Origin of the sequence: Paracoccus beibuensis (assembly GCF_026162625.1) — a bacterium.
Lineage (GTDB): Bacteria > Pseudomonadota > Alphaproteobacteria > Rhodobacterales > Rhodobacteraceae > Paracoccus > Paracoccus beibuensis.
The window spans coordinates 125,873-149,638 of sequence record NZ_JAOTBD010000007.1; the positions used below are offsets into that span (position 1 = coordinate 125,873).

At 66.3% G+C, this 23,766-nt stretch carries 21 protein-coding genes, 1 tRNA gene and 1 pseudogene; 9 read left to right on the forward strand and 14 right to left on the reverse strand.

The features are described from left to right. Positions 1 to 46: 46 nt before the first annotated feature. Positions 47 to 1,066, reverse strand: coding sequence for a ribose-phosphate pyrophosphokinase (locus tag OC159_RS07295; protein ID WP_265500492.1), 1,020 nt, complete (start codon positions 1,064 to 1,066; stop codon positions 47 to 49). Between the two features lie 84 nt (positions 1,067 to 1,150). On the opposite strand from OC159_RS07295, the gene OC159_RS07300 reads away from it, so the two are divergent. Next, complete coding sequence (locus OC159_RS07300) at positions 1,151 to 1,744, forward strand: 2-hydroxychromene-2-carboxylate isomerase (RefSeq protein ID WP_265500493.1); 594 nt, start codon at positions 1,151 to 1,153, stop codon at positions 1,742 to 1,744. Continuing rightward, complete coding sequence (locus OC159_RS07305) at positions 1,741 to 2,517, forward strand: alpha/beta fold hydrolase (RefSeq protein WP_265500494.1); 777 nt, start codon at positions 1,741 to 1,743, stop codon at positions 2,515 to 2,517. Before OC159_RS07300 ends, OC159_RS07305 begins: the two co-directional genes overlap by 4 nt. Here the strand turns inward: OC159_RS07305 and OC159_RS07310 are convergent. The 7 genes from OC159_RS07310 to OC159_RS07340 form a co-directional block, all read right to left on the reverse strand. Next, positions 2,514 to 2,861: an H-type lectin domain-containing protein gene (locus tag OC159_RS07310; protein WP_265500495.1), complete on the reverse strand. Its 348-nt coding sequence runs from the start codon at positions 2,859 to 2,861 to the stop codon at positions 2,514 to 2,516. The two genes, OC159_RS07305 and OC159_RS07310, sit on opposite strands and share 4 nt — an antisense overlap. 96 nt (positions 2,862 to 2,957) lie before the next feature. Next, positions 2,958 to 3,407 carry a F0F1 ATP synthase subunit epsilon gene (locus OC159_RS07315; protein WP_265500496.1) on the reverse strand — a complete coding sequence of 150 codons (450 nt, stop codon included), beginning with the start codon at positions 3,405 to 3,407 and terminating at the stop codon, positions 2,958 to 2,960. A 9-nt stretch (positions 3,408 to 3,416) separates the two neighbouring features. Then, complete coding sequence (gene atpD / locus OC159_RS07320; RefSeq protein WP_265500497.1) at positions 3,417 to 4,841, reverse strand: F0F1 ATP synthase subunit beta; 1,425 nt, start codon at positions 4,839 to 4,841, stop codon at positions 3,417 to 3,419. A 17-nt stretch (positions 4,842 to 4,858) separates the two neighbouring features. Next, positions 4,859 to 5,728: a F0F1 ATP synthase subunit gamma gene (locus OC159_RS07325; protein WP_265500498.1), complete on the reverse strand. Its 870-nt coding sequence runs from the start codon at positions 5,726 to 5,728 to the stop codon at positions 4,859 to 4,861. Between the two features lie 12 nt (positions 5,729 to 5,740). Then, the gene (atpA, locus tag OC159_RS07330; protein WP_265500499.1) at positions 5,741 to 7,276 is read right to left on the reverse strand and encodes a F0F1 ATP synthase subunit alpha; all 1,536 of its coding nucleotides are present in this window, start codon (positions 7,274 to 7,276) and stop codon (positions 5,741 to 5,743) included. Continuing rightward, positions 7,276 to 7,842 carry a F0F1 ATP synthase subunit delta gene (locus OC159_RS07335; protein ID WP_265500500.1) on the reverse strand — a complete coding sequence of 189 codons (567 nt, stop codon included), beginning with the start codon at positions 7,840 to 7,842 and terminating at the stop codon, positions 7,276 to 7,278. The genes atpA and OC159_RS07335 overlap by 1 nt, the downstream gene beginning before the upstream one ends. Before the next feature lie 266 nt (positions 7,843 to 8,108). Beyond that, positions 8,109 to 8,900: a class I SAM-dependent methyltransferase gene (locus tag OC159_RS07340; RefSeq protein ID WP_265500501.1), complete on the reverse strand. Its 792-nt coding sequence runs from the start codon at positions 8,898 to 8,900 to the stop codon at positions 8,109 to 8,111. Positions 8,901 to 8,957: 57 nt separating this feature from the next. Here OC159_RS07340 and gloB point away from each other — a divergent pair, with 57 nt between their 5' ends. After that, positions 8,958 to 9,704: a hydroxyacylglutathione hydrolase gene (gene gloB, locus OC159_RS07345; RefSeq protein ID WP_265500502.1), complete on the forward strand. Its 747-nt coding sequence runs from the start codon at positions 8,958 to 8,960 to the stop codon at positions 9,702 to 9,704. A gap of 212 nt (positions 9,705 to 9,916) precedes the next feature. Then, a complete protein-coding gene (clpA, locus tag OC159_RS07350) occupies positions 9,917 to 12,238 on the forward strand; it encodes an ATP-dependent Clp protease ATP-binding subunit ClpA (RefSeq protein WP_265500503.1) in 2,322 nt (773 codons plus the stop codon). A 686-nt stretch (positions 12,239 to 12,924) separates the two neighbouring features. On the opposite strand, the gene OC159_RS07355 is transcribed toward clpA, so the two are convergent. The 4 genes from OC159_RS07355 to OC159_RS07370 are packed head-to-tail and all read right to left on the reverse strand — an operon-like array spanning position 12,925 to position 18,740. Continuing rightward, complete coding sequence (locus OC159_RS07355; RefSeq protein ID WP_265500504.1) at positions 12,925 to 13,566, reverse strand: aminotransferase class IV; 642 nt, start codon at positions 13,564 to 13,566, stop codon at positions 12,925 to 12,927. Continuing rightward, a complete protein-coding gene (locus tag OC159_RS07360) occupies positions 13,527 to 14,657 on the reverse strand; it encodes an aminodeoxychorismate synthase component I (protein WP_265500505.1) in 1,131 nt (376 codons plus the stop codon). The genes OC159_RS07355 and OC159_RS07360 overlap by 40 nt, the downstream gene beginning before the upstream one ends. After that, entirely contained in the window at positions 14,654 to 18,127 is a 3,474-nt protein-coding gene (gene mfd, locus OC159_RS07365) for a transcription-repair coupling factor (RefSeq protein WP_265500506.1), read from the reverse strand. The genes OC159_RS07360 and mfd overlap by 4 nt, the downstream gene beginning before the upstream one ends. A 40-nt stretch (positions 18,128 to 18,167) precedes the next feature. Beyond that, the gene (locus OC159_RS07370) at positions 18,168 to 18,740 is read right to left on the reverse strand and encodes a hypothetical protein (protein ID WP_265500507.1); all 573 of its coding nucleotides are present in this window, start codon (positions 18,738 to 18,740) and stop codon (positions 18,168 to 18,170) included. Between the two features lie 92 nt (positions 18,741 to 18,832). On the opposite strand from OC159_RS07370, the gene hemB reads away from it, so the two are divergent. Together hemB and OC159_RS07380 are read left to right on the forward strand one after the other, a co-directional pair. After that, positions 18,833 to 19,828 carry a porphobilinogen synthase gene (gene hemB / locus OC159_RS07375; RefSeq protein WP_265500508.1) on the forward strand — a complete coding sequence of 332 codons (996 nt, stop codon included), beginning with the start codon at positions 18,833 to 18,835 and terminating at the stop codon, positions 19,826 to 19,828. Positions 19,829 to 19,898: 70 nt separating this feature from the next. Then, the gene (locus OC159_RS07380; RefSeq protein WP_265500509.1) at positions 19,899 to 20,525 is read left to right on the forward strand and encodes a lipid-binding SYLF domain-containing protein; all 627 of its coding nucleotides are present in this window, start codon (positions 19,899 to 19,901) and stop codon (positions 20,523 to 20,525) included. 45 nt (positions 20,526 to 20,570) lie between these two features. On the opposite strand, the gene OC159_RS07385 is transcribed toward OC159_RS07380, so the two are convergent. After that, positions 20,571 to 21,215, reverse strand: coding sequence for a GntR family transcriptional regulator (locus tag OC159_RS07385; protein WP_265500510.1), 645 nt, complete (start codon positions 21,213 to 21,215; stop codon positions 20,571 to 20,573). Positions 21,216 to 21,246: 31 nt separating this feature from the next. Further along, positions 21,247 to 21,942 carry a M48 family metallopeptidase gene (locus OC159_RS07390; RefSeq protein WP_265500511.1) on the reverse strand — a complete coding sequence of 232 codons (696 nt, stop codon included), beginning with the start codon at positions 21,940 to 21,942 and terminating at the stop codon, positions 21,247 to 21,249. Between the two features lie 98 nt (positions 21,943 to 22,040). Between OC159_RS07390 and OC159_RS07395 the strand changes: the two genes are divergently transcribed. From OC159_RS07395 to OC159_RS07405, 3 genes and pseudogenes are all read left to right on the forward strand, one after another. Then, positions 22,041 to 22,358: a TIGR02300 family protein gene (locus OC159_RS07395; protein WP_265500512.1), complete on the forward strand. Its 318-nt coding sequence runs from the start codon at positions 22,041 to 22,043 to the stop codon at positions 22,356 to 22,358. A 292-nt stretch (positions 22,359 to 22,650) separates the two neighbouring features. Further along, positions 22,651 to 22,726, forward strand: a tRNA-Ala gene (locus OC159_RS07400). 605 nt (positions 22,727 to 23,331) lie between these two features. Beyond that, positions 23,332 to 23,571: pseudogene (locus OC159_RS07405) on the forward strand (transposase); the annotation flags it as partial. Positions 23,572 to 23,766: the final 195 nt, after the last annotated feature.

Below are 23,766 nucleotides of genomic sequence, written 5' to 3' on the forward strand. Positions count from 1 at the left end.
GAAGCGGCGCCGGTGACGCCGCTTGCTCCTTGTCTCCTGCGAAGCCTCAGCTAGTTGTATAGAGCCCCTCGTAGATCGGCAGCAGCGTGTCCGTCTCGAAGAGGCTCGACACCGAGGTGCCGTTCCAGATGTTCAGGATCGCCTGCGTGAACATCGGTGCCGTCGGCACGATCCGGATGTTCGGCGCGTTCTTCACCGCCTCGGTCGGCTGGATGGAATCGGTGATGACCAGCGACTTCATGACCGATTTCGACACCCGCTCGACCGCCGGGTCGGACAGGACGCCGTGGGTGATATAGGCATGCACCTCGGTCGCGCCGTTGTCGGTCAGCACCTGCGCCGCCTTGCAGAGCGTGCCGGCCGTGTCGCAGATGTCGTCGACGATGATGCAGGCCTTACCGGCCACGTCGCCGATGACGGTCATCTCGGCCACTTCGCCGGCCTTCTCGCGGCGCTTGTCGACGATCGACAGCGGCGCGCCGATGCGGGTCGCAAGTTCGCGGGCGCGCGCCACGCCGCCGACGTCCGGCGATACGACCATCAGCTCGTCCATGCGGCCCCTGAAGTGGTGCTGCACGTCCAGCGCGAAGACCGGAGCGGCATAGAGGTTGTCCACGGGGATGTCGAAGAAGCCCTGGATCTGGGCCGCGTGCAGGTCCATCGTCAGGACGCGGTCGATGCCGGCCTCGGTCAGCAGGTTCGCCACCAGCTTGGCGCTGATCGGCGTGCGGGCCTTCGCGCGGCGGTCTTGCCGGGCATAGCCGAAATAGGGAATCACCGCCGTGATGCGCGCGGCCGACGACCGCTTGAGCGCATCGACCATGATCAGCAGCTCCATCAGGTTGTCGTTGGCCGGGTTCGACGTCGGCTGGATGATGTACATGTCCTCGCCTCGGACGTTTTCGTAGACCTCGACGAAGATCTCGGCGTCGTTGAAGCGCTCGACGCGCGCGTCCAGCAAGCTGACGCTCATGCCGCGATGCATGGACATGCGCCGCGCGATGGACTTTGCCAGTGGGCGGTTGGCGTTTCCGGAAATCAGCTTGGGTTCGGTCATGGCGGGCATGGGACGGGCCTTTGGCGGGTTCGGTCAGATTGCGGTTGCCTTAGCACCGGGCTAGCCTTGGGGCAAACCAAGAAGGACCATGCCATGGCACATATCGACTATTACCTCGGGACGATCAGCCCGTTCTGCTATCTGGCGGGCGACCGGCTTGAAGCCGTGGCGGCCCGCCACGGCGCGAAGATCACCTACAAGCCGCTGGACCTGCTGCAGCTGTTCGACCGGACCGGCGGCAAGCGTCCCGCGGACCGCCATGTCAGCCGCATGGAATATCGCGCGCAGGAACTGCCTCGGTGGGCCGAGCATCGGGGCATGCCGCTGAACCTGAAACCGGCGCATTGGCCGGTGAATATGGCGCCATCGTCCTATGCCATCATCGCCGCGCAAGCGGCGGGCGGGAATGTCGGCGCGCTGGTTCAGGGTTTCCTGCGGGCGGTCTGGGCGGAAGACCGCGACATCAGCGACGATGCCGTGATCCGCGACATCCTTGGCGCGCACGGCTTTGATCCGGCACTGGCAGACACGGGGCTGTTCGTCGGCGCCGAAACCTATGGCCGAAACCTGGAACAGGCGGTCGAGGCCGGGGCCTTCGGCGCGCCCTTCTATGTCGTGCGCGAGACGGGACAGCGGTTCTGGGGCCAGGACCGGCTGGATTTCCTCGACCGGCACCTCGCCGGATGAGCGGCATCCACCTGCGGCACTGGCCCGGCGATCCCGACCGCCCGGCGCTGGCGCTTCACTGCATGCTGGGCAGCGGGTCCTATTGGGGGCCCATCGCCAGCCGGCTGGAGGGCCAGTTGGACCTGCGCGGCTTCGACATGCCGGGCCACGGCCGCAGCAACGACTGGAGGCCGGGGCCGGAGGATCCCGACCTCCACACCGCCGTCACCCGGATCGCCGCCAGCTTCATCCAGCGGCCGCTGGACCTGATCGGCCACAGCTTCGGCGCCACGGTCGCGCTGCGCATCGCCGTTGCCGCCCCCGATGCCATCCGCAGCCTGACCCTGATCGAGCCGGTCATCTTCGCTGCCGCCCCGCATGCGGCGCAGGACGCTCTGAACGCGCGGATGAAGACGGCGCTGGCAGCAGGCGACACAGAGGCCGCGGCACGAGCCTTCCTGTCGGTCTGGGGGGCCGACGATCCAGCCCCCCTGCCCCCGGCCGCGATGCGGCAGATGGCCCGCCGGATCGGGATGGTCGTGGAAACCGCAGACGCGCTTCACAACGACAGCGGCCGGATCCTGCGCGAAGGCGGCTTGGAGGCGGTCGATGCGCCGGTGCTGATCGTCTCGGGCGCGGAAAGCCCGCCGGTCATTCACAATATCGCCGATGCCCTGGCCGCGCGACTGCCCGACGTCGGCCGCGCCAGCGTTCCGGGGGCCGGCCACATGCTGCCGCTGACCCACCCGGCAGAGGTGGCGGGGCTGATCGGCGTCAACCTGGACCGCGCCTAGAGCACGAAGTCCTGCTCGTCGGGCAGCGCGCCGATGGCGATCCACTGGACGCGCAGGCGTGCGACGCGGGTGTCGCCCCAGGTGCTGAAGACCAGGTCGAACCCCGAAGGCGTCAGGTTGTCGGCCCGCAGATCGCCGCGCTGGTTCCGGTCCGAATCCAGGTCCCACATCCCGACGCCCAGATGCACCGCGGGCGCCGTCAGGAACCGCTCGGGGAAGCTGACACGCTCACGCGCTGTCCGCTCGCCCTCGGTCGTCCACATCGGGCCGTGGGCGTCAAAATCCGCGACGATCAGAGTTTCGCCCTGGACGATGCCGATTTCGTTGCTGGCAAATCTGAACATGGCGCGGTCCTTTCCATATGTGGTGGAACATCACCGGCAGGCAAAAGAAAAGCCCCGGTCGCGGCCGGGGCTGTCCAATGTGCCGGATGCGGCGGATCAGTCGGGAACGGTCGACTGGTTCGGGTCCAGCCCGATATGCGTGCCCATCGCCTGCATGTCGCCAAGCAGCTTGGCGGTGGCGGTCACGAATTCTTCCCCGACATGCTCGCGACGCTCGGTGGCGTTGCGATGGGCGCGGTGGGCGTCCTTCATCATGTCGTTGAAGACCTCCTGCGTGATCTCCTCGCGCGGGTGTCCACGCTCGGCAAGCAGGCTGACGCTGTCTGCGTTGATCTCGGCAAAGCCACCAGTCACGGCAAACTCCCGGGTGGCGCCGTCGGCGCCGACCAGGATTACCACACCCGGACGCAGGGTCACGATCGTGGGCGCATGGCCGGGCATGGCGGTCAGATCGCCGTCGTTGCCCGGCAGGCGCACCTCGCGCACGGGAACGGAGGCGAGGCTCCGCTCCGGCGACACGAGGTCGAACTGCATGGTATCGGCCATCTTGCCCCCTTAAGCCGCTTCGGCCGCAAGACGCTGCGCCTTGGCCTTCACGTCCTCGATATCACCGACCATGTAGAAGGCCGATTCCGGCAGGTGGTCGTACTCACCGGCCACGACGGCCTTGAAGGAAGCGATGGTCTTCTCCAGCGGGACCTGAACGCCGTCCGAACCGGTGAAGACCTTCGCCACGTCGAAGGGCTGCGACAGGAAGCGCTGGATCTTGCGGGCACGGGCCACGGTCAGCTTGTCCTCTTCGGACAGTTCGTCCATGCCCAGGATCGCGATGATGTCCTGCAGCGACTTGTACTTCTGCAGGATGCCCTGCACGTCGCGCGCCACCTGGTAATGCTCTTCGCCGACAACGGCCGGATCAAGGATACGGCTGTTCGAATCCAGCGGGTCCACGGCCGGGTAGATGCCCAGTTCCGAGATCGCGCGGGACAGAACCGTCGTGGCATCCAGGTGGGCAAAGGTCGTGGCGGGCGCTGGGTCGGTGAGGTCGTCGGCCGGAACGTAGACGGCCTGGATCGAGGTGATCGAGCCGTTCTTGGTCGAGGTGATGCGTTCCTGCATCTGGCCCATGTCCGTCGCCAGCGTCGGCTGGTAGCCCACGGCGGACGGGATGCGCCCCAGCAGAGCCGACACTTCCGAACCGGCTTGGGTGAAGCGGAAGATGTTGTCCACGAAGAACAGAACGTCCGTGCCCGAGGCGTCGCGGAACTGCTCGGCCAGGGTCAGGCCGGTCAGGGCGACGCGCATGCGGGCCCCCGGCGGCTCGTTCATCTGGCCGTAGACCAGGGCCACTTTCGACTCCGACAGGTTGTCGGGGACGATGACGCCCGATTCGACCATCTCGTGGTAGAGGTCGTTGCCTTCACGGGTCCGTTCGCCAACGCCCGCGAACACCGAGTAGCCCGAGTGCACCTTAGCGATGTTGTTGATCAGTTCCATGATCAGCACGGTCTTGCCCACGCCGGCGCCGCCGAACAGGCCGATCTTGCCGCCCTTGGAATAGGGTGCCAGCAGGTCGATGACCTTGATGCCGGTGACGAGAATTTCCGAGCTGGTGGCCTGCGCCGCGAAGTCGGGCGCGGGCTGGTGGATGGCGCGGCTGTCGCTGACGGCCAGTGCCTCACCCTCGTCCACAGGCTCACCCACGACGTTCAGGATGCGACCCAGCGTCACGTCGCCGACGGGCACAGTGATCGGGCCGCCGGTGTCGGCGACGGCCTCGCCGCGGACCAGACCTTCGGTCGAGTCCATGGCGATGGTGCGGACGGTGTTCTCGCCCAGGTGTTGCGCAACTTCCAGAACCAGCTTCTTGCCGTTGTTCTCGGTGTTCAGCGCGTTCAGAATCGCGGGCAGGTGGTTGTCGAACTGCACGTCAACGACGGCGCCGATCACCTGCGTGATTTTACCAGTGGCCTCTGCCATGTGATTACCCCTACGTGTCAGAGCGCCTCGGCGCCCGAAATGATTTCGATGAGTTCCTTGGTGATCGCAGCCTGACGCGAGCGGTTGTACTCGGTCGTCAGTCTGTCGATCATGTCGCCAGCGTTGCGCGTGGCGTTGTCCATGGCACTCATCCGCGCGCCCTGTTCGGACGCCGCATTTTCCAGAAGCGCCGCGAAGATCTGCGTGGCCACGGACCGCGGCAGAAGGTCGGCCAGAAGCTCCTCCTCTCCGGGTTCATAGTCGTACAGCGCGTTCGCGGTGGCGCCTTCGGGCACCTCGGCGGGGATCACCTGCCGCGCGGTCGGGATCTGGCTGATCACCGATTCGAAGCGGTTGTAGAAGATCGTGGCCACGTCGTAGTCGCCGGCGTCGAAGCGGGCCAGAACCTCGTCCGCGATGCCGCGGGCGGTGTCGTAGCCGACGCGCTTGACCTCGGACAGGTCGACGTGGTGCACGAAGAGGCTGCCATAGTCGCGCTTCAGCTGCTCGCGGCCCTTCTTGCCGACGGTCAGGATCGCGACCTCTTTCCCCTCGCCCCGCAGCCGCTCGGCGTGCTGGCGGGCCAGCTTGACGATCGAGCTGTTGAAGCCGCCGGCCAGACCGCGTTCTGCGGTCATGACCACCAGCAGGTGACGCCTGTCATCGCCCGTACCCGCCAGCAGGCGGGGCGCGCCGGCCTGACCTGCCGCGTTCGCGGTCAGGCCGGCCATGACGGCCTGCATGCGGTCGGCATAAGGGCGCGCAGCCTCCGCCGCCTCTTGCGCACGGCGCAGTTTGGCGGCGGCGACCATCTGCATCGCCTTGGTGATCTTCCGCGTGTTCTTGACGCTTCCGATCCGGTTCTTGAGATCCTTGAGACTGGGCATCTATTCCCCCTCTCAGGCGCGGGTGCGGTTGTATTCGTCCAGCACCGCCTTGATCGACTCTTCCAGTTCACCGCCGACCTTGCGGTCGTTGCGGGTCATGTCGTCCAAGAGGTCCGACTTCTGGCTGCGCAGGAACTGGATCAGGCCGTCTTCCCAAGTCACGATCTCGCGCACCGGCACGTTGTCGATATAGCCCTTGGTGCCGGCATAGATCACGATCACGATCTCGGCGTTGGTCAGCGGGCGATACTGCGGCTGCTTCATCAGCTCGGTCAGGCGCGCACCGCGGTTCAGCAGGCGCTGCGTCGCGGCGTCGAGGTCGGACCCGAACTGGGCGAAGGCCGCCATCTCGCGGTATTGCGCCAGTTCCAGCTTCACCGGACCGGCGACGGACTTCATCGCCTTGGTCTGGGCGGCAGAGCCCACGCGGCTGACCGACAGACCGGTGTTTACAGCCGGGCGGATGCCCTGGAAGAACAACTCGGTTTCCAGGAAGATCTGGCCGTCGGTGATCGAGATCACGTTGGTCGGGATATAGGCCGACACGTCGCCCGCTTGGGTTTCGATGATCGGCAGAGCGGTCAGCGAGCCTGCGCCATTGGCCTCGTTCAGCTTGGCCGAACGCTCCAGCAGGCGCGAGTGCAGGTAGAACACGTCGCCCGGATAGGCTTCGCGTCCGGGCGGACGGCGCAGCAGCAGCGACATCTGGCGATAGGCCACGGCCTGCTTGGACAGGTCGTCATAGATGATCAGCGCGTCCATGCCGTTGTCGCGGAAATATTCGCCGATCGCGGTGCCCGAATAGGGCGCCAGGAACTGCATCGGCGCCGGGTCGGATGCGGTCGCGGCCACAACCGTCGTGTAGGCCATGGCGCCGGTCTCTTCCAGCTTCTTGACCAGCTGGGCGACGGTCGAACGCTTCTGACCCACGGCGACGTAGATACAGTGCAGCGTCTTCATGCCCTCGGCCTCGCGGCCGTTGTAGTTCTGCTGGTTCAGGATCGTGTCCAGCGCGATGGCGGTCTTGCCGGTCTGGCGGTCGCCGATGATCAGCTCGCGCTGGCCGCGGCCGACGGGGATCATCGCGTCGACCGACTTCAGGCCCGTGGCCATCGGCTCGTGGACCGACTTGCGCGGCATGATGCCCGGCGCCTTCACGTCGGCCACGCGGCGCTCGGTCGCCTCGATCGGGCCCTTGCCGTCGATCGGATTGCCGAGGCCGTCAACGACGCGGCCCAGCAGGGCCTTGCCGACCGGAACGTCCACGATCGAGCGCGTGCGCTTGACAGTGTCGCCTTCCTTGATCTGGCGGTCGTCGCCGAAGATCACGATACCGACGTTGTCGGTCTCGAGGTTCAGCACCATGCCGCGGACACCGCCGGGGAATTCGACCATCTCGCCGGCCTGGACCTTGTCCAGACCATAGACGCGCGCGATGCCGTCACCGACGGACAGGACCTGACCAACTTCGGCAACTTCGGCGTCCTGGCCGAAGTTCTTGATCTGCTCCTTGAGGATCGCCGAAATTTCGGCAGCCTGGATTCCCATTATCCGACCTCTTTCATGACATTCTGCAGGGAAGCGAGCTTCGAGCGGACCGAACTGTCGATCATCTTCGAACCCAGCTTGACAATCATTCCGCCGATGAGGGTCTCATCGACGCGGGTGTTCAGCTTGACCTTCTTGCCGGACTTTTCCGCCAGCGTCGCCTTCAGGCGTTCCTGCTGGGCATCCGTCAAGGCGATGGCACTGGTGACATCGACCGTGACCTCGCCCCGCTCGACGGCGATCAGGTCGGCCAGGCGGGCGGTCAGTTGCGGCAACACGAACAGGCGGCGGTTCTTCGCCATCAGCTGCAGCGTGTTCGACAGCACCGGCGACAGGTTCATCTTCGCGGCCAGCGCCGCGATCGCGCGCGACTGCTGGTCGCGCGAATAGATCGGGCTGGCGATCAGGTCGCGCAGGTCCGCGCTGTCCTTCAACGCGGAATCCAGGTCGGCGGTCTGCTGGGCAAGGGCGTCAAGCCCTCCATCTTCCTTCGTGATGTCGAAGACGGCCTGCGCATAGCGTCCGGCGATGCTCTGGGACATGGAAACAGAGTTGGCCACGGTCATCCTTTACGGTTTGCGCAAACCCCGCTGGCGGGCCGGGCTGCTGCCTGGTCTGTCGCGGGGTGCGGGTCGCGGTCGCACGGCTGATGGAGGGTCGTGCAAATCTGCGGCGTCTCTAGCAGGTGATTTCACCCCCGGCAACCTTCTAGGGCAAGGAAAGGCGGGCCTTTGCGACCTTTAGGCAAGGCTGAGGAAAAGAGGTCACGGCCAGCGCTAACACGGCCCCGTGAAGGCGGTCACGGACCTGTGGCAGGATGTCGCATCGGCCGTCACGGCGGCGGCAGCCTGCTCAGCCCGCCGGTCCCCGAGGTCGCGCCGACCGGCCGCGGCCGTGCGACGCCGTCCAGGATTTCTAGCGGGCTGGGGACGTGGATCTTGACGCCAAGGCCTATGGGCGCGCGGCTCTGCTTCGACATCTCGACCAGGATCACGCCGGCAATCAGGACGCGGCTGATGCGGGCGCCGCTACGTTCCCAGAACTGCGCGCTGCGCAGCCAGAAGCGCCGGTCAGAGGGCGGAATATAGATGGCCGAACCGTGCCATTCGGGCTGAAAGCCCGCCCGGCGCAACTGCGTCTCGATCTGCGTCGTTGTGTACGCCCGGCCGAACCCGAAGGGCGTGCGGTCCGTCGCCGCCCAGAGCCCCGCGCGGTTCGGCACCATCGCGATCATCCGCCCACCGGGTCCCAGGCAGCGCCATGCCTCGGACAGCAGTTCGCGGGGATGCTCGCTCGTCTCGAGCCCGTGGAGCATCACCAGCCGGTCGAGGCTGCCGGTCTCGATCGGCCAGGCGGTTTCGTCGCAGAGGACCGCGTGGTTCGGCATCCCTGCCGGCCAGCCCATGACCCCCTGCGGCCCCGGCATCAGCGCCGTCACCCGCCGCGCCGGCGTCAGGTAGGGGCGCAGCATCGGCGCCGCGAACCCGAATCCGGCCATCGTCATCCCGCTGCAGGAATGCGGCGTCCACCTGCCGGTCAGCCGGTCGCGCAGGATTCGCTGCACGACGCGTCCCAGCGCGCGCTGATAGTAGAAGCGCCGCAGTTGGTCGATGTCGTGATGCATTGCGCAGGGGCCCCGGTTTTGACAGGCTCAGGTGACCACAAGGGGAAGGATTTGCCAATGCCGCTGGACCTCGTCACGCTGCGCTGCCTGAAGGACAACTACGCCTACCTGCTGCATGGCGACGCCGGCACCGTGCTGATCGACGCGCCCGAGGCGATGCCGGTCCTGACCGAGCTGAACGCCCGCGGCTGGGGACTGGACGCGATCCTGCTGACGCATCACCACGACGACCACGTCCAGGGCGTACCGCAGATCGTCGCCGAGACTGGCGCCCGGGTCATCGGCGCGGATGCCGACGCCCACCGCCTGCCCCCCCTCGACCTGCGCATCCGCCCCGGAGAGCCGCTGGAGGTGCTGGGCGAACCGGTCGATGTGATCGACGTGTCCGGCCACACCGTCGGCCATGTCGCCTTCCACTTTCCCGACAGCGGCCTGGCCTTCACCGCCGACAGCCTGATGGCGATGGGCTGCGGCCGTCTCTTCGAGGGCGATCCAGCGATGATGTGGGCCAGCCTGACGCGCCTGAACGCCCTGCCCGACGAGACGCTGATCTGCTCGGGGCACGACTATTGCACCGGAAACGGCGCCTTCGCGCTGTCGGTCGACCCCGACAACGAGGCACTGCGGCAGCGGCTGGCGGCCATTGCCGCATCCCGCGAACCCTGCGCCCCCGCAACGCTTGAAACCGAACGCGCCACCAATCCGTTTCTCAGGACAGATCAGCTTCGCGATAGGCTTGGCACGGCGGGTGCGACGGATGCAGAGGTCTTTGCGAAGCTGCGCCGGATGAAGGACGAATTCTGACAGGTTCCGGCACCGCGGCGGGCTGTCTCGCTGACGCTTGAAATGGAGGCTATGCGACATCACATCTGCCTCAACCGTGGGAAAAACGTGGCATCTGTCGGAAAAACCACTTGATGCCAGGCGAAATCCACCAAATCTTAAATGCATCGTGACAGTCTGGGCAGGTGGGCAACGTCAGGCCCATACCGCCAGCCGACTGACAGGAGACGACCGTGCCAAGTTTCTCGACCTCTCTGGAACAGGCCATTCACCAGGCGCTTGCGCTGGCGAACGAACATCGACACGAGCTTGCGACGCTGGAACACCTGCTGCTGGCCCTGACCGAGGAACCCGACGCGGTCAAGGTCATGCGCGCCTGCAACGTGGACCTGGACGAACTGCGCAAGACCATCGTCGATTTCATCGAGGATGACCTTTCCACCCTGATCACCGACGTCGAGGGGTCCGAAGCCGTCCCGACGGCTGCGTTCCAGCGCGTCATCCAGCGCGCGGCGATCCATGTCCAAAGCTCGGGCCGGCAGGAAGTGACGGGCGCCAACGTGCTGGTCGCCATCTTTGCCGAGCGCGAATCGAATGCCGCCTATTTCCTGCAGGAAATGGACATGACCCGTTACGACGCGGTCAACTTCATCGCGCATGGCGTGGCCAAGAATCCGACCTTCAACGAACCACGCAAGGTCGCCGGGTCGGAAGAGCCGATCGAACAGAAGCAGGAGACAGCGCAGGAGCAGAAGGACGAAACCGCCCTTGGCAAGTACTGCGTCGACCTGAACGCGAAATCCAAGAAGGGCGATGTCGACCCGCTGATCGGCCGCGAGCCCGAGGTGGAACGCGCGATCCAGGTCCTGTGCCGTCGGCGCAAGAACAACCCGCTGCTGGTGGGCGATCCGGGCGTCGGCAAAACCGCCATCGCCGAGGGTCTGGCGCTGAAGATCACCCGCGGCGAGACGCCCGACGTGCTGGCCGGTGCGACGATCTTCTCGCTCGACATGGGCGCGCTTCTGGCCGGTACCCGCTATCGCGGCGATTTCGAGGAGCGGCTGAAGGCCGTTGTCAAGGAACTCGAGGCGCATCCCGATGCGATCCTGTTCATCGACGAGATCCATACCGTGATCGGTGCGGGCGCGACATCGGGCGGGGCAATGGATGCGTCGAACCTGCTCAAGCCCGCGCTGGCGGGCGGCAAGCTGCGCTGCATGGGATCGACGACCTACAAGGAGTATCGCCAGCACTTCGAGAAGGACCGCGCTCTGTCCCGCCGGTTCCAGAAGATCGACGTGAACGAGCCTTCGGTCCCGGACACGGTCAAGATCCTCATGGGCCTCAAGCCGCATTTCGAGGCGCATCACGACCTGCGCTACACCAATGACGCGATCAAGTCGGCGGTGGAACTGGCCGCGCGCTATATCAACGACCGCAAGCTGCCCGACAGCGCCATCGACGTGATCGACGAAGCGGGTGCCGCCCAGCACCTGGTGGCCGAAAGCAAGCGTCGCAAGACGATCAGCCCAAAGGAGATCGAGGCCGTCGTGGCCAAAATCGCCCGCATCCCGCCGAAGAACGTCAGCAAGAATGATGCCGAGGTTCTGCGCGATCTGGATGCGGCCCTGAAGCGGGTCGTTTTCGGCCAGGACAACGCCATCGACGCGCTCTCCAGCGCGATCAAGCTGGCGCGGGCTGGCCTGCGGGAGCCGGAAAAGCCCATCGGCAACTACCTCTTTGCCGGCCCGACCGGCGTCGGCAAGACCGAGGTGGCGAAGCAACTCGCCTCAAGCCTGGGGGTCGAACTGATCCGTTTCGACATGTCGGAATACATGGAGAAGCACGCCGTCAGCCGCCTGATCGGCGCGCCTCCCGGCTATGTCGGTTTCGACCAGGGCGGGCTTCTGACCGATGGCGTGGACCAGCACCCGCATTGCGTCCTTCTGCTGGACGAGATCGAGAAGGCGCATCCCGACGTCTTCAACATCCTGCTGCAGATCATGGATGCGGGGCGCCTGACCGACCACAATGGTCGGACCGTCGACTTCCGCAACGTGGTGCTGATCATGACCTCGAACGCGGGCGCCGCGGACCAGGCCAAGGCCGCGATCGGCTTCGGCCGCGACCGTCGCGAAGGCGAAGATACCGCAGCAATCGAGCGAACCTTCACGCCCGAGTTCCGCAACCGCCTGGACGCGATCATCAGCTTTGCGGCCCTGTCGCGTGACGTGGTGGTCCACGTGGTCGAGAAGTTCGTGCTGCAACTGGAGGCGCAGCTGATGGACCGCAACGTCCATATCGAACTGACGCCCGAAGCGGCGAACTGGCTGGCTGAAAAGGGCTATGACGACCGCATGGGTGCGCGCCCGTTGGGCCGCGTCATCCAGGAGAGCATCAAGAAGCCCCTGGCCGAAGAGCTGCTGTTCGGACGCCTGACCAAGGGCGGCGTCGTCCGCGTCAAGATCGAGGACGACAAGCCCGTCTTCGACATCACCGGCCCCGACGCCCCGCGCATCGGCAAGTCCAAGACGCCGCTTCTGACTGCGGAATAAGGTGCGACACCATCGGCAAGCCCCGCCCGAAACGGCGGGGCTTGTTGCATTCCATCGGGAATGAAGTGCGATATCCGATCATGCAACTTGGCAAGCCGAAGCGCCGCTGGAAGGTCCTGACCGTCGTCGGTGTACGCGCTGGTCCGCACACCGACGCACGGTCGCAGTGGATAGGCCAATGAACACCTTGGACGAACCAACAGCTGCCATGGCCGGTCTCTTTGGTCATGGAAGCCGAAGCCTCTCGTCACCCCCCTTGCGAAAGCATGGCTTTCATCGGATCACATGCCCGCTATGATCTGACCAGCTACTGTCGCTCTGCCTTCCTTGGGCTGAATAGAGGCTCCTGAGAGCTCCTGGTCGGGCGCGGGTAGCCGGTGGCCGAAAACCCTTGCGCATGCATTTCGCAGTCTTGCGAAGCTGCCCGAGAAGCAGGTGGCTCTGATCCGGCTCCCGGCCTCGACAGCTGTGGTTGCCCAGCCCGCCTTCGTTTCCCCCGATCGCACGGTTTGCGAAGGGGCCGCCGAAAGGTTTGGTCGTATCTTGACCGCACGGGTCCGCATCCCGGCGATCAGCAAGCAGGAAGTCTCAGCTTCATTCTGCCAAGTCTGGCCGGATTCCGCCGGAGGCCGCAGCAGAGGTCGTTCCAGCGCGGCAGGTTGCCGTCGCGGGAACAAAGTGAACAGTCAGGCCGCCCAGATCAGCCGCGAAGGGATGAGGCCGCGCAGGGCGTTGCCGAAGAAGATCGGACCGCCGAGATCCGAAAGATCCAGGTCAGCTTCGCGCGCAACGTCATGCCTCAACAGGCTCTCTCGCAGGACGCCCGGCAGCAAACCCCGCTTCAGGGGCGGCGTCAGCAACAGCCCATCGCGCGGCACGAAAAGGCTTGTTATCGTGCCCTCGCAGGGCTGGCCCCGGCTGTTCAGCAGCAGTGCCTCGTCCGCGCCATCAGGCAACGCGGCTCGGGCGGCATCGTAGACGGGGCGGTGCGAGCTCTTGACGGCAAGCCAGGGATCGTCCGGCTTCAGCCGCAGGGCCGAGAAGACAACCCTCCACTCGGCCGGATTCGGAGGCAGCGGCGCGTGGGTCAGCGCGACCCCGCCCAACGCATCGACCGCAAGTCGCGCGCGCAGCACCGTGCCGCGAGGCAGCGTTTCCAGTGCGGCAAGCACCTGGTCGTCGGAAAGGGGGAACCCCACTGCAGCGCAGCCGCGCCGCAGACGCGCCAAGTGCAGCGGCCAGAGCGCGATCCGGCCATCGGCCTCGGCGCGCATCGTTTCGAAGATCGTCAGGCCGTCGGGGATAGGCCCAGGAATGCGGACTTGCACAGCGCCTCCTCCCACTCGGAACCGGCTTCGCTGTCATGCACGATGCCGCCGCCCACGTTCATCCGCAAGAGTCCCGGCGCGGACATCCAAGGCGTGCGGATGGCGACGCTGAACCGCATCGGACCCGCAGGGTCGACCCAGCCAATCGCGCCGCAATAGATGTCGCGCGGGGCGCGCTCAAGCTCGGCGATGATCTGCATCGACCGGATCTTGGGCGCGCCCGTGATCGAGCCGCAAGGGAACAGCGCGCTCAGGATCTGCGCCAATCCGACGCCGGGCATCAGCCGGCCCCGCACTGTCGAGACCATCTGGTGGACCGTCGCGTAATTCTCGACATGGAACAGCTGCGGGACGTTCACGCTGCCAGGGCGGCAGATGCGGCTGATGTCGTTGCGCAGCAGGTCCACGATCATCAGGTTTTCGGCGCGGTCCTTTTCGGACCGCTGAAGAGCTGCGGCGGCGGCGGCGTCCTCGGCCGGGGTGGCGCCGCGGGGGGCGGTTCCCTTCATCGGCCGCGTCTCGATGATGCCGTCGCCGTCGACGGCAAAGAACAGTTCGGGGCTGCGCGACAAGACGACCGGGCCGCCAATGTCGACGAATGCGCCCTCGCCCACCGGCTGGCGCGCGGCCAGGGCGGCAAAGATCGACAGCGGATCGCCAGAGACCTCGGCCTCCAGCGGGAAGGTGAGGTTGATCTGGTAGGTGTCGCCAGAGCGGATGTAATCATGCACCGCCGCGATGGCCGCATCGTAGCGCGACCTGCTCCACAACGGGCGAACTGCGCCGATGGTGACGTCGTCCGGTTCGGGCAAGGGCGGCGCGGGACTCGGGGCGTCAAAGACTCCCATCAGGATCAGCGGCATCTCTCGGTCGTCCGGCATCAGGTCGGTCAGCCGCGGCGTCAGCGCATGCCCCAGTTCATAGGACAGGTAGCCGGCCAGCCAGCAGCCCCGCGCCTGCGCCGCCTGCATCGCCGCGAATGCCGGGCCGACACCCTGCGGCGTGTCGGCCCGGATCACGGTCTGCGGCGCCGTAAACAGCGTGCCGCCCGGCAGTGGGCCGGTGTCAAAGCGGATCTGTCCCGTGCTCACGCCTTGGCCCGTGCCTTGCCTTCGCGGACCTTGGCCGCCAGGTCGCGGGCGACGGCGAAGGCACCCTTGATGCGATCGGCATCGGTCGCGAAGTCTCGCTTCAGGACGACCTTGTTGTCGGTGACCTTTGCGGTGCCGCGTTCGTCGGCCAGGTAGTCGACCAGGCCCGCCGGGTTCGGGAACTTGTCCATGTGGAACTGCACCGTGACGCCCTTGGGCCCGGCATCCAGTTTCGAGATGTTGGCGCGCTTGGCCATCGCCTTGATGCGGATGACCAGCAGCAGGGTGTTCACCTCGCGCGGCAGGGGGCCGAAGCGATCGATCAGCTCGGCGGCGAACCCCTCCAGCTCGACCTTTGTCGTCAGCTCGGCCAGCCGACGATAGAGGCCCAGGCGCACATCCAGGTCGGGAATATAACTTTCGGGAATGGTCACGGGTACACCCAGGTTCAGCTGCGGCGCCCATTCGTCCTCGGGCGTGCCCTCCAGCTCGCCGGATTTCAGCTTCGCGATCGTCTCCTCCAGCATCTGCTGGTAAAGTTCGAACCCGACTTCCTTGATATGGCCGGACTGTTCTTCGCCCAGCAGGTTGCCGGCACCGCGCAGGTCCAGATCCTGCGACGCAAGGTTGAAGCCCGCGCCCAGACTGTCGATCGACCCCAGGAACTTCAGCCGCCGCATCGCCTGCGGGGTCAGCGGCACGCGCGGCTTGGTGGTCAGATAGCAATAGGCGCGGGTCTTGGACCGCCCTACCCTGCCCCGGATCTGGTAAAGCTGCGCCAGGCCGAACATGTCCGCCCGCCAGACGACCATCGTGTTCGCCGTCGGGATATCCAGCCCCGATTCGACGATGGACGTCGCCACCAGCACGTCGTGGCTGCCGTCATAGAAGGCGTTCATCCGTTGGTCCAGATCGCCCGCCGCCAGCTGCCCGTGGGCGACGACATAGCTGACCTCGGGCATGTTCTCCTTCAGCCAGTGTTCCACATCCGGCAGGTCGGTCAGGCGCGGGACGACAAAGAAGCTCTGGCCGCCGCGATACTTCTCGCGCAGCAGCGCCTCGCGAATGGTGACGCTGTCGAATTCGCTGACATAGGTGCGGATCGCCAGGCGGTCGACGGGCGGCGTGCCGATCACCGACAGGTCGCGCACGCCGGTCAGCGACAGCTGCAGCGTCCGCGGAATGGGCGTCGCGGTCAGGGTCAGGACGTGGATGTCGCTGCGCAGCTCCTTAAGACGCTCCTTATGGGCGACGCCGAAATGCTGCTCCTCGTCGATGACCAGCAGGCCAAGGTTCTTGAATCGCACCTGCTTGGCCAGGACCGCATGGGTGCCCACCACGATGTCGACCGAGCCGTCCGCCAGTCCCGCGCGGGTCGCCGACGCGTCCTTGGCGCTGACGAAACGCGACAGCGGACGCACATTGATCGCCGTCCCGCGGAAGCGTTCGGCAAAGCTGCGATAGTGCTGACGGGCCAGCAGCGTGGTCGGCGCCACCACCGCGACCTGCATCCCCTGCGACGCGGCGATGAAGGCCGCGCGCATCGCGACCTCGGTCTTGCCGAAACCCACGTCGCCCACGATCAGGCGGTCCATCGGACGACCGGCCGCCAGATCCTCGGCCACATCCTCGATGGCTGACATCTGGTCGTCGGTCTCGGAATACGGGAAGCGGGCCGCAAACTGCTGCCAATCGTGGTCCTCGGGCTCCAGCACCGGTGCCGGGCGCAGCAGGCGTTCGGCCGCGATGCGCATCAGCTTGTCCGCGATCAGCTTGATGCGCTCCTTGAGCCGCGCTTTGCGCGCCTGCCACGCGCCGCCGCCCAAGCGGTCCAGCAGGCCCTCCTCGTGGCCATATCGGCTCAGCAGCTCGATGTTCTCGACCGGCAGGTACAGGCGGTCACCGCCAGCATATTCCAGCGCCACACAGTCATGCGGCACCTTCATCGCCATGATCGTCTCGATGCCGGTATAACGCCCGATGCCGTGTTCGACATGGACGACCAGATCGCCGGGGCTCAGCGTCTGCGTGTCCTTCAGGAAATTGTCGGCCTTGCGGCGCTTCTTCGCGCCGCGGATCAGCCGGTCACCCAGCACGTCCTGTTCCGAGATGACGGCGATATGGCCAAGCGCCGCGCCCTCGGCCACGAAGCCCTCGTTCAGCGGCCAGACCGCCAGGCCAAGCGCGCCCGGCTGGTCCGGCAGATCGCGCAGGTCCGCGATGGGCTTGGCACCCGTCAGCCCCTCATCCGCCAGCAGCCCCGCCAGACGGTCGCGCGCCCCGTCCGAGAAGCTGGCGACGATCACCCGGTGGTCGCGAGCCAGCTTGCAGACATGATCGGCAAGCGCGCCAAACAGGTTCACCTGCTCGGCCTGCCGTTCGGGGGCAAAGTTCCGCCCCGGCCGGCCGCCCGCGTCCAGCACCCCCGGCCCCGGCGGCTGGTTCAGCACCGACAGGCGCAACACGCGATGCGGACCCAGCCAGGCCGCCCATTCGTCCTCGGTCGGGAACATCGCGTCAGGGGGAACGGGCTTGTAGACCGTGTCGCTGCGCCCCTTCGCAGCCATTGCCGCGCGCCGCGCCTCGAATTGTTCGCGGATCATGGTGCGGCGTGCATCCATCACCTGCCCCACATGGTCGTCCAGGACGACCGAGGCGCCGGGAAGATAGTCGAACAGGCTCTCCATCCGGTCGTGGAACCAGGGCAGCCAATGTTCCAGCCCCTGCGCCTTCTGCCCCGCGCTGACCGTTTCATAGAGCGGGTCGCTCGTGCCGCCGCCGTATTCGGCGCGATAGTTCTGGCGGAAGCGCGTGATGGCGTCGTCGTCGAGGATCACCTCGGACATGGGCGCCAGCTCGATCCGGTTCAGCTTTTCGGTCGTGCGCTGGGTTTCGGCATCGAAGCGGCGCGCGCCGTCCAGCACGTCGCCGAACAGGTCCAGCCGAATTGGTCCAGTCGCCCCCGGCGGGAAGATGTCGATGATGCCGCCCCGCACGGCATAGTCGCCGGGTTCTGTCACGGTCGGGCTTTGCGTGAAGCCCATGCGGACCAGGAAGCTGCGCAGCGCGCCTTCGTCGATGCGGTCGCCGACGCGGGCGGTGAAGGCGGTGTCGCGGACCAGGTCACGCGCCGGCACCCGCTGCAGCACCGCGTTCAGCGTCGTCAGCAGGACGAACGGCCCCTTGATCTTGCCCTGCGCCAGCCCTGCCAGCGTCGCCATCCGGGCGGCCTGGATCTCGGCTGCCGGGGAAACGCGGTCATAGGGCGTGGTGTCCCAAGCCGGAAAGTCCAGCACCGGCACCCCGGGCGCCAGGAAGGCCAGCGCGGCGCGGGTCGCGGCCATGCGCCGGTCGTCGCGGGCGACGTGGATCACGGGCGCGCCGCGGTTTTCGGGACGCGCCGCTTCGCGGGCGATCAGCGCCGCATCATAGCCTTCGGGCGCGCCAGAGAGGATCAACTGCTGGGACATGACCGGTGACCTAAGGCAGGCGGCGCGGAAGTCAAGCGAGCTAGAGCCCGTTCGGATGCATGATCGCCCACAACGTCCCCCACAGAACGGTCACGGCGACGGCGGCGATCGACAGGATCGTCGTCATCACCCGGTGCCAGGACATCCGGCGCGTCGCCTCGGCCCCCGCCTCGGCCAGCGTCAGCCGCCCGTCATGGGCGGCCCGGATGACCGGCATCAAGCGGCGCGCCAAGCGGGCGCGCATCCAGAAGAGCAGCCAGAACGGCACCAGCAGCAGAACGACCGCCTGCGCCAGCTCAAGCCAGAAGACGAAGCCGAGAATAGCCAGCGACGTCAGCAGGAAGCTGGTCACGCCAAGGAAGACGGCCCCTTCGCGCGGCCCCAGTTGCCAGCGCGGCAGCACCAGCGACAGCCAGTCCAGAAGCATGATGACGGCCGCACCCTCGGGGTCGCCCTTGGCTTGCGCGGCGCGGGCGCGGGCCAGCACCTCGGACGGGACGCCAAGGACGCTGCGACCGGTCGCCGACCACATGCCGATCAGCGTCAGCCAGTACCAGATCGTCATGAAAGACCGGCTGTCCAGAAGGCCGACCAGGCTGTCGATTTGCGGCACGGGCGGTTCCTTGTCCTTGGCTGCGCGCGACCTTAGAACGGGTTTCGACCAAGGAAAAGCGTCCGCTCGTTCCCATTTGACAGGAGGCCCGCATGGCCAACCCGATCATTGCCCCGTTTCCGGCCACCCGCCTGCGCCGCCTGCGCCGAAATGCCAACATTCGCGCCATGGTGTCGGAGCGGAACCTGACGCCCGCGAACCTGATCTGGCCGATCTTCGTGACCGAGGTTGCGGGTGCCGAAGGCGAGATCGTGTCCATGCCGGGCGTCGAGCGGCTGACGCTGGACGGTGCGCGTCGCGCGGCCGAACGCGCGGCGCGGCTGAACATCCCGGCCATCTGCATCTTTCCCCATTCCGATCAGGCCAGCCGGACCGAAGGCTGCGAACGCGCCTGGGACCCCGACAATATCGGCAACCTTGCGATCCGCGCCGTCAAGGAAACCGTGCCGGACCTGGTGGTGATGACGGACATCGCGCTGGACCCCTATAACGCCAACGGCCATGACGGCCTTGTTCGCGACGGAGAGATCCTGAACGATGAAACCGTCGAGGCGCTGGTCCGAATGGCGCTGGTCCAGGCCGAATGCGGCGCCGACATCCTTGGGCCGTCGGACATGATGGACGGGCGCATCGCCGCACTGCGTGGCGCGCTGGAGCGGGAGGGCCACAAGCATGTGGCCATCCTGTCCTATGCGGCCAAGTTCGCATCCGCCTTCTATGGCCCCTTCCGCGACGCGGTGGGTGCCTCGGGGCGGCTGGTCGGCGACAAGAACACCTACCAGATCAATCCCGCCAACCGCGGAGAGGCGATCCGCTGCGTGGCCCGCGACCTGGCCGAGGGCGCGGACATGGTGATGGTCAAGCCCGGCATGCCCTACCTGGACATCTGTCGCGCCGTGAAGGACGAATTCGGCGCGCCGACCTTCGCCTACCAGGTCAGCGGCGAATACGCGATGATCGAGGGCGCGATCCGCAACGGCTGGCTGTCGCGCGACGCGATGGTCGAAAGCCTGCTGGGGTTCCGCCGGGCAGGCTGCGACGGCGTCCTGAGCTATTTCGCGCCCACCGTGTCCGAGATGCTGGCGTGACGGGCGCGGCTGGCGTATCGTCCGCCCCAAAGGGCCGCCACGAGCCCGGATCACCGACACGAGGCGACAGATGAGCACGTTCAACACCCTATCCCGCCGCCGCCTTCTGGCCACCGGCGGCGCCGCGCTGCTGGCGGCGGGCTGCACCAATGCCGTCGGCAGCAATGCCGCCGCACAACTGGATGCCCGCGTCGACCAGACGCACCAGTACTTGGTCACCAACTATCCCGCAGCCGAGCCGATGTTGCAGAACGCGCGCGGCGTTCTCTACATGCCGCTGATGACCGAGGCCGCGCTTGGGGTGGGCGGCGCCTATGGCCAGGGCGCGCTTCGGATCGGCGGGCAGACGGTCGACTATTATTCTGCCACCCGCGCGACCGTGGGGTTCCAGGCCGGTGCGCAGCAATACGCCCATGTGCTGATTTTCCAGACCGACCAGTCGCTGGCGGCATTCCGTGCGGCACCGGGCTGGGTCGCCGGCGCCGGTGCCTTCTATGCCTTGCCCGATGGCGGCATGGCGGTGGGCGCGGACACGTTCTCGGCGCAGTTCCCGGTGGTGGCGATGATCTTCGGCCAGTCCGGCCTGATCGCCGGCGCGTCCATCGAGGGCACCAAGTACACCCGGATCATCCCGTCGGCACTGCCCGAACTGCGCTTTGGCAATCTCGGCCTGCCGCCGCTCGGAATGCCGGGCTAGATCCCCGGCCGCTTCAACCCGCCGAAGAACTGCGCGAAGCAGAAATCACGCCGAGGTCAGGTGCCGCAGCCCATGGGTGACGTCGGCCCTGACCGCCAGTCGCAGCGCGGGTTCGTCGCCCGCACGCAGGGCCGCCAGGATCATCCGGTGGTGGCGCGGCGGCTCGTTGCGCCTGACGCGCCCATAGAGCGCGCGCATCGTCGGCCCCAGCTGCAGCCAGATCGTTTCCAGCATCGCCAGCATCGCCGGGGCCTGCGCCCGCAGATACAGCATCCGGTGGAAATCCAGGTTGCAGCGGATATAGCCCACGGCGTCGTGACGCTCGACCGCATCGGCGATGCGGCCGTTCATCGTCGCAAGCCGGTCGATCAGCGCAAAATGTGCCCGTGGAAGCGCACGGCTGGCCAGTTCGGGCTCGATCAGTGCACGAAGGGAGGCAAGCTCCTCGATCCGTTCGTCCGAAAGCGCCGGCGTCGCGACCCGACCAGAGCCGGAGAGAGTCAAAGCCCCTTCGGCGACGAGGCGCCGCACCGCCTCGCGCGCGGGCGTCATCGACAGGTGGTGGTCGCGGGCGATCCCGCGCAGGGTCAGCGCCTTGCCGGGAGGAAGCTCTCCCAGCATGATCTGGCTGCGAAGCGTGCGGTAGAGCCGCTCATGCGCGGCAAGATCGGTGGGGCGTGCGGCGGTCATCGGCCAGATGTGATCACGAAACGACGCGGCGTCAATCCGAGAATCGCCACAGCATCAACTCTCCGCCACGGGCCTTCAGCCAAGCCCGGTGCGGGGCATGACCGGGCATCAGCGACTCGACCGCGGCCCAGAAGCGCGGCGAGTGATCCATGTGCGCCAGGTGCGCGACCTCATGGGCGGCGACATATTCCAGCACCGCGGGTGGCGCCATCGCAAGACGCCAGGAATACATCAGGCGGCCGTCATGGGTGCAGCTGCCCCACCGCGACCGCGTGTCGCGCAAGGCGATGGCGCGATAGGGGCGCTGCAGCCGCGCGCTCAGCCGGTCGCTGGCGGCGCGCAACCTGACAAGTGCAACGGTCTTCAGCCAGGCGGCGACGACCGGTCCCGCGGGCCGGTTGTGGGGAACCAGCAGGGCATGCCCGTCGACCGTCGGGCGGCGCACCTGTGCCGGCGTGACGATCAGATCCTGCCCCTCGACCGGCACCCGCACCCCGGCTGCCACGATCTGCCGCGGCGGGATACGCGCCACCGCCTGTTGCAGCCAGGACAGGCGCGACTCGGCAAAGGCCTGCCCCTCGGTCACCGGAACGTGGGCCGGCAGCGTCAGCACCACGCCAGAGCCGTCACGGGGCACGCGCAGCGTCATCCGCCGTGCCCGTCCGGTGCGTCGCAACCGCACCGCCAGACCGTCCTGAAGGATAATCCGCTGATCGCCGCTTGCCATGCCCGCCCCGGCCTGCCAGATAAAGCCTTTGACACCCCTTGGCCACTGTGGCAGGGGGTCGCCCGATTTCCCCCTAATCGCGGCTGAAGGAGAATACCATGCCCAAAGAGGAATGGGGCACCAAACGCCTGTGCCCGCACTGCGCCACCCGGTTCTACGACCTCAAGGCGGACCCGATGACCTGCCCGGCCTGCGGCAACCAGTTCACGCTCGACAGCCTGACCGATGGCCGTGGCAAGACGCTGGTCAGCGAGAAGACCTCGCCGCGCAACCGGAACGACGATCTGACGGATGAAGAGGAAGATATCGCCGATGATTCCGGCGACATCGACGACGATCTTCTCGAAGAGGACGACGACGACGGCGACGTGTCGCTGGACGACATCGCGGATGTCGCCGACGACGAAGAAGAGTGATCTGCAGGGGCCGCGCCGTTGAAGCGCGGCCCTCTTTTCGTTTCCGATCCCCGCCCACATTTATATCCGCGGCAACCGGAATGCCGGCGATGCCGTATTACGCGGAGAAATCGTGGCTTGGTCTGATCGTCCAAGGCCGATCCTTGTCCAAGCCGGCAACGCGGAAAAAGCCGGCTCTGCTGACCGCCAGAAGAAAAGTCCAGCTTCGGCATTTTTTCCGCTTGCAGCCCCCGCGGATGGCCCATATAGACCCTACACGCAGCGGCGTACAGACGCTCTGCAGACCTCCGGTGGGGCCATAGCTCAGTTGGTAGAGCGCTTGAATGGCATTCAAGAGGTCAGGGGTTCGACTCCCCTTGGCTCCACCATTAATCACTTTGTTCGTGAGATATTCGCGTTAGGCAGTAGTTCCTGCCTAGCTGCCTGGGTCATTCTGCCTGGATTTCCGACGAGCCAGAGGCCAGCCCCTCGAATGTTCGCAGAAAGGCATTCCGGCCCCCGCTCAGGCCTGCGACACCTTGATCAGGCCCAGCTTTACGACCTCCGGGTAGCTGAGTTGGTCGTGCCCCGGCAGGGTCAGCAGGATTTGCCCGCTGTCATGGTGCTTCCGATGGGGAAGACCCGCCGCCTTGATGCCATCCGTGACAGACGCGGGTGGATCACGTCACGCGATTGCGTGAAATGCTGCCAGCCCACGCATAGAGCCCTCAGGATATCCGAGATCATCTGGGGACGCCTGAGGGTTGCCCTCAGGTGGCATTTTTTTGATCAACTCCATGATCAACCACGGAGGAGGTAGTAACCTAGCAGGAACCTTAAGGTAACCTTTGATGGGGAACCTAGGAGAACTACGCCCTTTCAGCGGATTGCGCGGCCCTGGCGGTGCCGGTTCTTTGGATGTCCTTCAACGATCCCGCTGAATAGCCCCATGTTTCGTGGACGCCTTCTTCGCTCATTTTGCGGCAAGGAGGCCATGATGGGCACAGGCAATGTCACGGACGAGTTCAAGCGCAATGCGGTCGCGCAGAGCACGGACGGGAGCTATCCGGTCAACGAGGTCTCGGACCGGCTCGGTGTAGGCACGCACTCGCTCTACGCGTGGAAGCGGAAGTTCGCGAAGGCGGCTTCGCGCGACAGCGGGAAGGACGCCGAGATCCGGCGGCTGAAGCGCGGCTTGGTCCGAGTATCGAGGGAACGTGACATCCTCAAAGAAGCCATCGGTGGGTTCAACCTGTCAGCGCAACATCTTTGATCCGAGATGTTCTGGAGGGACCCGCGATGGGACGGACCGGTCGCCCGGGCTTGTCGCATGATCAGAAGACCGAACTTTGGCGCCGTTGGAAGGCCGGGGGAGACGCTGAGTGGTATCGAGCGGGCTTTGGGCAGGCATGCCGCTTCGGTGTTTGGC

Bases quoted from the DNA above. Each gene is read 5' to 3' on its own strand.
- hemB (WP_265500508.1), top strand. From the start codon at position 18,833: ATGGCCAACCCGATCATTGCCCCGTTTCCGGCCACCCGCCTGCGCCGC.
- OC159_RS07315 (WP_265500496.1), bottom strand. From the start codon at position 3,407: ATGGCCGATACCATGCAGTTCGACCTCGTGTCGCCGGAGCGGAGCCTC.
- OC159_RS07380 (WP_265500509.1), top strand. From the start codon at position 19,899: ATGAGCACGTTCAACACCCTATCCCGCCGCCGCCTTCTGGCCACCGGC.
- OC159_RS07340 (WP_265500501.1), bottom strand. From the start codon at position 8,900: ATGCATCACGACATCGACCAACTGCGGCGCTTCTACTATCAGCGCGCG.
- OC159_RS07305 (WP_265500494.1), top strand. From the start codon at position 1,741: ATGAGCGGCATCCACCTGCGGCACTGGCCCGGCGATCCCGACCGCCCG.
- atpA (WP_265500499.1), bottom strand. From the start codon at position 7,276: ATGGGAATCCAGGCTGCCGAAATTTCGGCGATCCTCAAGGAGCAGATC.
- OC159_RS07395 (WP_265500512.1), top strand. From the start codon at position 22,041: ATGCCCAAAGAGGAATGGGGCACCAAACGCCTGTGCCCGCACTGCGCC.
- OC159_RS07385 (WP_265500510.1), bottom strand. From the start codon at position 21,215: ATGACCGCCGCACGCCCCACCGATCTTGCCGCGCATGAGCGGCTCTAC.
- OC159_RS07325 (WP_265500498.1), bottom strand. From the start codon at position 5,728: ATGCCCAGTCTCAAGGATCTCAAGAACCGGATCGGAAGCGTCAAGAAC.
- mfd (WP_265500506.1), bottom strand. From the start codon at position 18,127: ATGTCCCAGCAGTTGATCCTCTCTGGCGCGCCCGAAGGCTATGATGCG.
- OC159_RS07300 (WP_265500493.1), top strand. From the start codon at position 1,151: ATGGCACATATCGACTATTACCTCGGGACGATCAGCCCGTTCTGCTAT.
- OC159_RS07335 (WP_265500500.1), bottom strand. From the start codon at position 7,842: ATGACCGTGGCCAACTCTGTTTCCATGTCCCAGAGCATCGCCGGACGC.
- atpD (WP_265500497.1), bottom strand. From the start codon at position 4,841: ATGGCAGAGGCCACTGGTAAAATCACGCAGGTGATCGGCGCCGTCGTT.
- OC159_RS07295 (WP_265500492.1), bottom strand. From the start codon at position 1,066: ATGCCCGCCATGACCGAACCCAAGCTGATTTCCGGAAACGCCAACCGC.
- OC159_RS07310 (WP_265500495.1), bottom strand. From the start codon at position 2,861: ATGTTCAGATTTGCCAGCAACGAAATCGGCATCGTCCAGGGCGAAACT.
- OC159_RS07390 (WP_265500511.1), bottom strand. From the start codon at position 21,942: ATGGCAAGCGGCGATCAGCGGATTATCCTTCAGGACGGTCTGGCGGTG.
- gloB (WP_265500502.1), top strand. From the start codon at position 8,958: ATGCCGCTGGACCTCGTCACGCTGCGCTGCCTGAAGGACAACTACGCC.